2 protein-coding genes are annotated in these 12,212 nt (G+C 54.0%); both read left to right on the plus strand.

Translation table 11 applies throughout. The annotated features are described in order from the left end of the window. A partial coding sequence (locus tag AAAH10_RS16465; RefSeq protein WP_343565574.1) for a T1SS-143 repeat domain-containing protein occupies nucleotides 1-6,853 on the plus strand: 6,853 nt, incomplete at its 5' end. A 294-nt stretch (nucleotides 6,854-7,147) separates the two neighbouring features. Continuing rightward, a partial coding sequence (locus tag AAAH10_RS16470) for a DUF5801 repeats-in-toxin domain-containing protein (RefSeq protein WP_343565575.1) occupies nucleotides 7,148-12,212 on the plus strand: 5,065 nt, incomplete at its 3' end.

Genomic DNA, 12,212 nt, shown 5'->3' on the forward strand with positions numbered 1-12,212 from the left:
TGATACCGACACAGCGGTTCTGACCATCACCATCAACGGTGCGGATGATGTCGTGACCATCAACGGCCTTGAGGCGGATGGCAACGATGTGACTGTTGACGAGGCGGGTCTGCCGGCGCGTGCCGGTGAGCCTGAAGGCAGCAATGAGGCTGCAGACAGCGAGACTGCAGGCAGCAGCTTTACCTTTGCGGCTGCAGACGGTTTTGCCACTGTTACAATTCAGGCCCCCGGTGGTGGTTCCATCACGCTGACGCCTGCGAACGTGGGTTCCAATATTACCGGTGTGGTTCTGAATGATGCGACAGGTACCCTGAGCATCACCGGCTTTGCGCTGGATGCTGCGACGGGTCAGGGCACTGTGACCTACAGCTACACTCTGGATGACAATGTCGACCATCCTGCGAACAACGACTTCTCTGTTGATTACAATGTGGTTGTGACCGACACCGATGGTGACAGTGCCGGAGATGTCCTCTCTGTTGCTGTTCTGGATGACGTTCCAACTGCGAACAACGATGCAGACTCTGTAACCGAGGATGGTGACAGCGACAGTGACGCCCAAACAGCGCAAACTGCGACGGGTAATGTGCTGACCGGTGTTGATGTCACCACCAGCCCGGATGCAAATGCGACCGATGGCGTTGCTGATGTTGAAGGTGCGGATGGTGCATCCGTGACAGCCGTGAGCTTTGGCTCTGCAACCGGTTCTGTCGACGGTTCGACAGCAGGTGCCTATGGTACCCTGACGCTGAATGCCGATGGCAGCTACAGCTATGTTCTGGACAACAGCAACGCGACTGTTCAGGGACTGGATGATACAGAGACCCTGACGGAGACCTTCACCTACACAATCCGTGATGGTGACGGTGATACGGATACGGCGACACTGACCATTACAGTCAACGGTGTGGATGATGGTGTGACCATCACAAACCTGACACCGGCCCTCAATGGTGGTGATGTTACTGTTGATGAGGATGATCTGGCTGATGGTTCCGATCTGACCAAGGAGAGCCTGACGCAGTCTGGTACCTTCAATATCTCCACACCTGATGGTCTGGGTGATCTGGTGATCGGTGGCGAAACCGTGATTGATGATGGTGTGTTCACCCCGACCACGATCAACGAGCCTAACGGTCTGGGAACCCTGAACATCACAGGATTCAATCCGTCAACAGGTCTTGTCAGCTACACCTTTACACTGACTGACAATGCCACCCATGCGACAGGCAACGGTGAAAACGACTTCTTTGCGAACTTCCCGGTTGTCCTGACGGATGCAGATGGTGACAGTGCCAGCGATACGCTTTCTGTTCGTATCATTGATGATGTTCCATCCATCACAACGACAGGTTCTGTCGCAACGCTGAGCGTTGACGAGAGTGATCTGGATACGGATGCCTCTGCAAGCTTTGCCGGTAACTTCAATGTTGTTGGCGGTGCAGACGGTGCGGCTTCTGTTGACTATGCCCTGTCTGTGACAGACGGGACGGCTTCCGGTGTTGTTGATACCGCAACCGGTCAGGCTGTGACATTGCATGACAATGCCGGTGTGATTGAAGGTCGCAACACTGATGGTGATGTGGTCTTCACACTGAGTGTCAATGCAAGCGGTTCTGTGGAACTGGATCAGATCCGTGCCGTGAGCCATCCTGACACCTCGAACCCTGACGATGCCGTCAGCCTGAATGCAAATGTTGTGACCCTGACAGCCACTGTGACCGATGGTGACGGTGATGAGGCGAGCAGCAGTATCCAGCTGGGCAGCAACATCACCTTTGAGGATGATGCTCCGTCTGTTCCAAGCATCTCCGGTCTGCCCGAGGATGGTATCAGCCTGACAGTCGAGCACCTGGGTGAGGTACAGGCCGGCTTCAGAAACTCCTACGGATATGTTTTCCTGGATGCGAACGGCGAGCCGATTTCCGGCGAGATCATCTGGGCCAACGTCAACAACGAGTTGAGAGATGGTGTGATTGGAACACAGGGTGGAACGGTCTTTGACAAGTCCATTCCGGCTGCGGACTATCCTGCCGGTGCTGTCCAGATCAGCTTCTTCCTGATCCCGGATGGTCACGAGCTGAATGCCGGTCTTCAGGACAATACACCTGTGACCTTCCAGCAGAACTCCAATGGTGACTGGGAAGCGGTTTCCAATGGCACGCCACTGGCCGGACGCAATGCACCAGCCTACTTCCGTGATGCAAGCCTGAACCCTGATGGTTTCGACCACGAATCAGACAGTGCAGCACCAGGAAACTCCAACTGGGAAGACCTGCTGAATGGCGGCGATACGGACTTCACCGATTTCAATGCGAATGTGACACTGTCGTCCTTTGCTGCGGTGGATGAAGACGACCTGCCAAACGGCTCTGACCCGACCAAGGATGGCCTGGATACAGATGGCTTCCCGTTTGTGACCGGCGAGTTGATCTTTGACTTTGGTGCGGATGGTCCTGCTGATGGATCCGGTCCTGCTCCGGCAACAGCTGATCCGATCAGCCTGAGCAACGAGCAGCTGGGTGATCTGGATGATCTGGATCTGACATCCGGTGGCGTGGCACTGACCTACAGCTATGCAAACGGTGTTCTGACAGCACAGGCCGGTGGAGCGGATATCTTTGAAATCAGTTTCGATGCCTCAAGCATGGAGTACACCTTTACGCTGAAAGGCCCGATCGATCACGCTGATGGAAATGGAGAGAACGTTCTGCTTCTGACTGTGCCGGTGACCATTACCGATGGTGACGGTGACTCCGTGGAAAGCAGCTTCATTGTGCGCATCATTGATGATGTACCGGAAGCTGTGGCGGATGCGGATGAAGTCAATGAGGGCGAAAGCACAGGCGGCAATGTCCTGACTGGTACCGACGATGACAGCAACGATGCCGTCGAAGCTGATGTCGAGGGTGCTGATGGTGTGACCGTGACCTCTGTCGGTCTGGTTGAAAACGGCCAGACTGTCGCGAACAGTGTTCAGGTTGTTGGCAGCTCTACCCAGATCACCGGCAGCTTTGGTGTGCTGACACTGAACAGTGATGGCTCCTACAGCTATCAGGCGAATGCTGATGTATCCGGAGATCAGGAAGACGTCTTCGTCTACACGATCACAGATGCCGATGGCGATACGGATGATGCTCATCTGACCATTTCTGTTGCGGATCTGGACAATGTCACAGGAACTGTTTCTGCAACTGCAGGAACAGCGTCCGAAGACAGCCAGCCAAACCAGCATGTGGGTGATGCAACGATTGTTCGTACAGCTGTGACCTTCAATCTGGCCCAGGACAGCGGAGACAACGAGACCATTTCTGAAATCAGAATTGATGTCTCTTCCCTGCCAGCCGGTGCGCAGGTCTTCACAACTGCAACAGGTGGAACAGCCCTCAGCGCCTCTGGCGGTGTGATCACTGTTCCTGGCGATGCGGCGTCCGAGACTGTGTACATCCAGCTGCCGAACAACGACAGCGATGCGGACTTCACCATCACCTATGCGGCTGATGTTGTTGATCCGGATGTGCCTGGTGTCACAGCGACCCAGAACAACCTGACTGTCGATGTGGTTGTGGATGCGGTTGCCGATCAGCCTGAAATCCTGAGTTCCGGCGTACAGTCCGAAGGCATTGCCTATGTGATCCACGGTGCCGCGAGTGGTGGCAATGACTCTGTTGTTTCTGCCATTAATCTTGATACCGGGGTGGTAACCGAGTTGGGTACATTCAGCGGGGAAGGCCTTGCCTTTGACAACAATGTTGAAGCTCTCGTTGCCCAGCCTGATACCAACCCGGCTGTCCTGTTTGGCTTTGGCTCAAACGGTATTTACAAGATTGTCACAGAGCCTTTTGATATCTCGGTTCTTGCGGCAAACACGGACACTGGCAATGGTGGAGCAGTCTTTGCCGAAGGCACGTTGTATTACGCTGCTGTTGATGGTAACAACAGCAACATCTATTCCGTTGATACGACAACCGGTGTTCAGACACTGATTGCTGAAACTCCGGCGAATGTTGCCCTGAACAATCTGACATTTGATGCCAGTACGGGCACGTTCTATGCAATTGATGATGCAGGCAGCACATCAAATCTGGTGAGCTTTACGCTGACTGATCTGACGAATGGTGGCAGCCTGACAACAACCGCTGTTGGTTCTGTTCAAATTCCTGGAGACAGCAACCCTGATCTCTTTGCTTTGGCCTTCTCCAATACGGGTGAGTTGACTGCTATCGACCGTACGGGTGGTTCAGTGATCCGGATTGATATCAGCAATCCTGCAAATTCTGCGATTGTGTCGACAATTGATAATTCCGACGTTTCGTCTGATGGTATCAAGAACCTCACAATCGGGGAAAACAATACAGTTCAATCTGGCGACAGCTTCTCTGTAACAACAACAGTTGATTTTGATGATGTTACAGACGGGTCTGAATCACACTTTGTCCTCTTCTCTGTTCCGGCAGATGTAACATTGCCGACAGGAAGCCCGTATACTGTTGAAACGCTGACAGCAGGTAACAGCTACAATGTTCCTGCAGGGGATTATGTAATCCTTGAGGCAGGCACAGACTTCACTCTTGATGCAAACGGCACAGCGTCTGTAAGTGTTGAGTTTGAAGCTGCAAATTCCGGTTCTGCCGCTGTCAGCAGAACCGTTGGCATCTACGGTGTTGCCCGTGAGGACAACACATCCGGTGGTGAGCCGAATACAGCCAACAACATCTCTGTGGTCAGCCAGACTGTCGATGTTGATATCCAGCCGGATATCGATGTTCAGAACACAAGCCTGACTGTTGATGAGGCTGCGCTGGATCTCAACCAGGATGGTGATGATCTTGCTGCCGGTACAGAAACCGGAAGCGATCCTTCCAGCACGGCGGAAACAGCCTCCGGTGCCTTTAATCTTGGCAACGGGATCACTCTGACAGAGTTTGATTACCTTGATGAAAACGGGGTGAGCCAGACAGAGACCCTGACCGGCAGCTCTGCGACAGTCACCACTCAGCATGGTACGCTGGAGGTCAACAGTGATGGCAGCTATACCTTCACTCTGACAGACAATGCAGACCATTCCGGCGGAGCTGTGGCTGAAACCATCACGGCAACCTTCAGCAACGGGGACGATGCAACCCTGTCTGTCAACATCACGGATGATGTGCCGTCTGTGTCTGATGACACAACTGCGCTTGAGCTGGATGCCGATGTCACAACTGTTGTGTCCTCGACACCTCAGAACATTGGTTTTGTGATTGATGACAGTGGTTCTATCTCTACCGGGGAATTCAATTCCATGATTAATGGAATTGAGAGCTTTGTTAACAATCTGAGGACTGATTCAGCAGATGATACAAATCTGGCATTCAGCTTTGTATCCTTCTCCGGATCAAGCAGCCTGCCTGAGTCTGTTGGTCATGGAACCTATGTTCTGAGATCCGGTCTGACGAATGCAAGCAGCCTGTCCGACTTTGTAAGAGTTGATAATGCTTCATCAACGCTTCAGAGCCTGCTGGACAGCTTCCCTCGCTTGGGTGGTGGTACCAACTTCGATGCCGGTCTGGACCGTATGTTCAACACAAATCAGTCCGACTATCTGAGCTCGGCCGACAATCCGGTCTTTGCCCAGGCTGATGTTGTCAACAGGCTGTTCTTCCTGTCTGATGGTCAGCCTAACAGAAACACGGACGGCGATAGCAGTGATCTGAACAGCTCGCATGTTGCGGCTATCAACAACAACAGCATTCAGGTGACAGCAGTTGGAATTGGTAGTGGTGTCAGTGAAGCAAATCTGAGGGATTACTTCCTGCGTCAGCCCGGTGATGACAACAACAATGGCATCAATTCCTCACTGTTCAACTATGTTGCTGTCTCCAATTTTGCACAGCTTGCCCAGGCACTTTCCGATGCTTCCAGCACTCTGAATGTGACCTATACAGCCAGCGGTAATCTCTTCGACAACCTCGTGGAAGGGGCTGATGGCGCCCGTCTTTCGGCTCTGTCTGTCGGTGGTGTTGCTGTAACGGTTGATGCAAATGGTAACATCACTGTTCCTGCTGATGCCGGCTTTACGATGACCTTCAACTCTGCAACAGGTGCTTACAGCATTACCTTCATGAAACCTGTTGATAGTTCCGTTGATATCGACTTCTCGGTTGTCGACGGTGATGGTGATCCGGCGAGTGCAACGGAGACAATTACAGACAGTCTGACGGTTCAGCAATTGGCAGGCGGATCTGTTGTGATTGGTACTTCCGGTGCAGATGGTTCGGCCAACGATGGTATTTTCGATACTGCAAGTGGGGATACTGAAGATCATATCTTCGTCACTCGCGGTGGTGATGATACTGTCTGGTCCGGCGGTGGGGATGATCTTGTGATTGCCGGTTCCGGTAATGACACAATCTTCGGAGAGGGAGATGATGATCTCCTGATCGGTGGATTGGGGAATGACAGTCTCTTCGGTGGCTCCGGTGATGATATTCTCATCGGTGGTGTCGGAAATGATCTGCTCAGTGACACCGGAAACAATGGAAGTGATACCTTCGTCCTGAGTGAAGGCACGGATACTGTGGATGGCTTTAACAGTGGCCAGGGTGACAAGTTGAACCTGCACGATATCCTGTCTGACCTGAACATCAGTGACAGTGCTTCAATCACGGTTTCAAGTGGTGAGCTGCGTGCCGATGGCCAGAAGATTGCCGATATTCAAAGTTCCGGGGGTGATACAACACTTACCTTCGGTACCACTGGCAATGCTTCTATCGGTACGACGACACTTCAGGGTGTGAATTCGGTAAATGCGTCTGATTTCACGACAGATGACCCACTTCAAGGGAAGAACATTGACCCTGATCTGATGTAAAAATCGGAAAAACCTCAATAGAAAGCCGTCCTTGAAAAAGGGCGGCTTTTTTTGTGTCTGTTTCAGGAGAAAATATTTGTATATATTCTAGTGAATTTAAAATATATGTTATTATTTATTGTGATATATATTTAGAATTTTCATTAGAATCATACATTTTTGCATGTTTTTTTTGAAAATAATTATTTTCTACTGATTTTTTTATGAAAAACTATCCCTGTTGTTTAGGTTTTATTTGGGGTTCAGTGGTTGGTAGAGCGAACTCTATATGAAATGACCTCTGGGAGAAAATTGATGGGTTATGACATTGAGAACAATGATGTGTCTGCTGTTTCAGGCCTTGGCGAAGAGACACTGACAGGAAATCACGCTGAGAACATTCTGATCGGGCAGACTGTTGTTCAACTGGTGTTGCCGGAAAACGGAACGTCTGAAGAGTTCGAAGCCCGGGCCGGACAAAGTTATCAACTGAACTTTGATGCCGGTTCTGCAGTTCCGTCTGTGTCCGGTTCGGATTTTATTCTGTCCTTTGACACAGATCAGGACGGTCAGGATGATTCCAGTATTGTTTTCCAGAATCTTGTTTCTGTAGCACAGAGTTCTGATGGCTCTGCGATGCCTGATCTGATTGTGGACGGTATTGTCATTCCCGCAGATCAGCTGATTGAGCAGGTGATTGCCCTGGCGGCCGAGGATGGCACGCTGGAGACAGCAGCCGGTGCCGGTCCTGCTCTTGGCGGCGGGGGGTCCAGTTACAATGATGATCTGGGGTCCATCATTGACCTGCTCAACCCGCAGGGTCCGCTGGGTGCGACAGAACTGGCCTTTGCCGGTCCGGGCCTTGGCGCGGAAACAGCCGATGCAGCCGAGGGGGTCTTTACCCTGTCCTTCCTGACCACCATCACCGAAGCCCCCGAAGGTGGGATCACCGGCAGCTTCGCCGGCGGCTTCGAGGATGCGCTGCCCAACCAGCATGTGAATTTTGCTGTTCCCTCCGATGATCTGAGCGACGGGGATGAAGGCAGCGATGACAACCCGCTGAACGAGCTGGACCCGGACGGGGATGGCGAGACCTTTGCCGCCCCGATGCAGTTGATCTTTGACTTTGAACCGGCCGACAACGAAACCCTTGATTCTGTGACGATCACAGCAATCGAAGGCTATGACCCGACAGCAGATGCCGCTGAAACAGTGCGCATCTTTGTGGGAGGCTTTGACGCTGAAAGCGAGGTGACAGGGGTTGCCCTGCCACTGGTGATCACACCGGAGAACTTCGGGGCTGTCTTTGTTGTGCCGGTCCGCGACAGCGATGCGGACATTTCCTTCAGCGGTACGGCAGCGATCTCCGATCCTGATTCCGGTCTGGGCAACGTTCTGCCCTTTTCCGCCACAGCCGTGATTGATGCGGTGGCCGATGTCCCGGATTTCTTCCCCGATGAGGTTCCCGGCCCTGAGGTGGAAGGCGAGGTTCTGGCCCGCAATGCGCGTTCTGTGAGCGTGAACGAGGAACAGACCCTGGATCTTCCGGTCGATGTAACCCTGCGCGACACCGATGGTTCGGAAAGCCTGAGCCTCGAGGTGTCGGGTGTTCCTGCCAGCTATGATCTGGTTGGTCTGCCTGCGGGCTGGACTGCGGAGCGGGGTGTTCTGACAGAAACAGCAGAGGGTCTTGAGGATCTTCAGAGCTGGACCATCACCTATACCGGTGAGGCCGTTCCGGCCCCGACCTCCTTTAACGGCAACATCTCCTTTGACACCTCCGATTACACCACCCGTGGGGAGAGCAGTTCGGATGAGGAGGCCCATGGTCGCGAGCGTAGCGGTGCGGAGCGTTCTGCGGAGGCCGACAGCACGGTGATCACCGTTTCCGCGATTGCAACCGAGGGCGCTGAAGTCGGGGGGGACAATGGCCTGTCCGGTGGCGAACTGAGCGATGACAACAATGTCGCCGTTGCCCGTCAGGACTACACGGTTGCTGTGATCGAGGATGTTCCGACCATCACCTCTGTGACCCTTGTTCATGACGAGAGTGCGGGGATCCAGAACGATCTGGGCAAGGATGATGTATCCACTGTTTTGCCGCAGGCGCTTCAGGCCCTTCTTGCGGACAAGAACCCCGCGGGTCTTGAGGGTGCCCTTGAGGCTGGCGAAGTGATTGGCGTGGCGCGTAACAGCTTTGGCTACGATCTCAAGACAGATGGCTCGAATGACGAGAGCGGTGATCCGCACTCTGATTCTGCGGACCAGTCTGTTGGCAGCACAGGGGCCAATGACGGTCTCGAGAACCTGTCCTTCGAGATCACGAACGGTCAGGACAGCGGTCTTCGTACAGTTAAGGGTCAGAGGATTCTGCTGTACCGGGATGAGGAGAATGACAACATTGTCTATGGTGTTGTTGCAGGAGAGGGTGAAGGGGCAGCGAACAGCCTTGCCTTTGTTGCGGTGTTGCAGGAGGATGGGACGGGTCTGTCCGATGGAGCCCATACGGGGACGGCCACCTGGATCCAGTATCTGCCTCTGCGTCATCCTGATGGGGGTTCATCCCATGATGAGCAGATCAACAATGGTGATGCTGATGCAGTGAACGGTGTTCTCTATGGTGCGACGCTTGCGGAGGCACAGACCGGCGGGGGGCGTCCGGGTGTTGATCAGGCTCTTGCGAACAATCCGGCCTTTGGTTCAGCGCGTCCTCTTTCTGGGGACAGTCTTGAGGACAGATCGGTTGCGGAGAACACGCTGACGAAGATCACGGGCCAGATCTGGCTTGAGGCGGGACAGAGTTACCAGTTCCGTGAATCTGTTGATGATGGTGCGCGCCTGACGATTGATGGCGAGGAGATCCTGAACGACACTGTGTGGAACCAGAGCACGACGGGGAGCTTTACGCCCCAGAGTTCGGGTTTTTACAGCTTTGAGTTTGTTGCTTTGAACTGGCAGGGACCTGGTCCCTACGAGCTTGAGTACCGTCCGCAGGGTCAGGGTGCGTGGCAGTCCATTCGTGTTGAGCCCGAGCTTCCGACACAGCCTGATCTGTCCCTGCCGATCCGGATTACGGATGATGAGGGGGACAGTTCCGTTGCGACGCTGAAGATCAACATTCATGATGATGGCCCGACGATCACCGCAACAGGTGCAGCGGATGCTCTGACTGTTGACGAGAGTGATCTGACTACCGATGCAACAGCGAACTTTGCGGACAACTTCACGATTGTTGCCGGTGTGGATGGCCAGGCTTCTGTGACCTATGCCCTGTCTGTGACAGACGGGACAGCGTCCGGTGTTGTGGATACCGCGACGGGTCAGGCTGTGAGCCTTTATGCCAACAACGGTGTGATTGAAGGCCGTGCGGGTGGTTCCTCGGGTCCTGTTGTCTTTACGCTGTCTGTGAATTCTGCAGGTACTGTTGAGCTGGATCAGCTGCGTGCTGTTGAGCATGGAGATAACACAGAGGCCAACGAGGCTGTGAGCCTTGCGGCCAATGTTGTGACTTTGACAGCGACAGTGACCGATGGTGATGGCGATACCGCCAGTGACAGCATCCGGCTGGGCAGCACCATTTCCTTCAGGGATGATGTGCCGACGATCACCGTAACAGGTGCAGTGGATGCGCTGACTGTGGATGAGAGCACTTTGGGCACGGATGCAACAGCGAACTTTGCAGACAACTTTACGATTGTTGCCGGTGCGGATGGTCAGGCCTCTGTGACTTACGCGCTGTCTGCGACGGATGAGACGGACTCCGGTGTTGTGGATACGGCCACAGGCTACAAGGTTTACCTCTTTGAGGAGAGCGGCGAGATTGTGGGTCGTGTTGGCAATTCCGATGACACCGCCAATGATGCCGGTGCGATTGTTTTTACGTTGTCCGTCAATGGATCAGGCACGGTTGAGCTGGATCAGCTGCGTGCTGTTGAGCATGGCGACACCACGAATGCCAACGAGGCTGTGAGCCTTGCGGCCAATGTTGTGACTCTGACAGCCACGGTGACTGATGGTGATGGCGATACGGCGAGTGACAGCATCCAGCTGGGCAGCACCATCTCTTTCCGTGATGATGCTCCGACAGCGAACAACGATGCGGACTCTGTGACCGAGGATGGTGCAACGGTTGCGACCGGCAATGTGATCACCGGAACAGATGTACAGGACGGTGATGCCAATACAACAGACGGTGTGGCTGATGATGCCGGAGCGGATGGTCTTGAGAGCATTGCCTGGACTGATGTGAGCAACGGCGCTGTCGCCGGTTCACATGGCACTCTGAGCGTGGGTGCGGATGGCAGCTACAGCTATGCACTGAACAATGGTTCGGCGGCCGTGCAGGGCCTTGCGTCCGGTGAAACCCTGACCGAGACCTTTACCTACACCATCACCGATGGGGACGGGGATACCGACACTGCGACGCTGACCATCACGATCAACGGTGCGGATGATGGGGTGACCATCACCAACCTGACGCCTCAGGCCGATGGCGGGGATGTCTCGGTGGACGAGGATGATCTGGCATCCGGTTCGGACAGCACAAAGGAAAGCCTGACACAGTCGGGGACCTTTAACATCTCCACCCCGGATGGTCTGGATGATCTGACCATTGGCGGGACGACGGTTATTGAGAACGGTGTCTTTACGGCCACGACGATTGCTGCTCCGGATGGTCTGGGATCCCTGCGGATTACGGCCTTTAATGCGGTAACGGGCGAGGTGAGCTACAGCTTTACCCTTGCGGACAATGCTGATCACGCCAGTGGCAATGGCGAGAACGATGCCTTTGCCAGCTTTGCGGTTGTGGTGACTGACACCGATGGTGACAGCGCCAGCAACAGTCTGGTTGTGCGCATCGTGGATGATGTGCCGACGATCACCGCAACAGGTGTAGTGGATGCGCTGACTGTTGACGAGAGTGATCTGACCACGGATGCAACGGCGAACTTTGCAGACAACTTCACGATTGTTGCCGGTGCGGATGGTCAGGCCTCTGTGACTTACGCGCTGTCTGCGACGGATGAGACGGACTCCGGTGTTGTGGATACGGCCACAGGCTACAAGGTTTACCTCTTTGAGGAGGGTGGCGAGATTGTGGGTCGCGTTGGCAATTCCGATGACACCGCCAATGATGCCGGTGCGATTGTCTTTACGCTGTCTGTGAATTCTGCAGGTACTGTTGAGCTGGATCAACTGCGTGCTGTTGAGCATGGAGATAACACAGAGGCCAATGAGGCTGTGAGCCTTGCAGCCAATGTTGTGACTTTGACAGCGACAGTGACCGATGGTGATGGCGATACGGCGAGTGACAGCATCCAGCTGGGCAGCACCATTTCCTTCCGTGATGATGCTCCGACAGCGAACAACGATGTGGACT

Source organism: Carbonatibacter coralli, from assembly GCF_039592655.1.
Taxonomy (GTDB): domain Bacteria; phylum Pseudomonadota; class Alphaproteobacteria; order Kiloniellales; family Kiloniellaceae; genus Carbonatibacter; species Carbonatibacter coralli.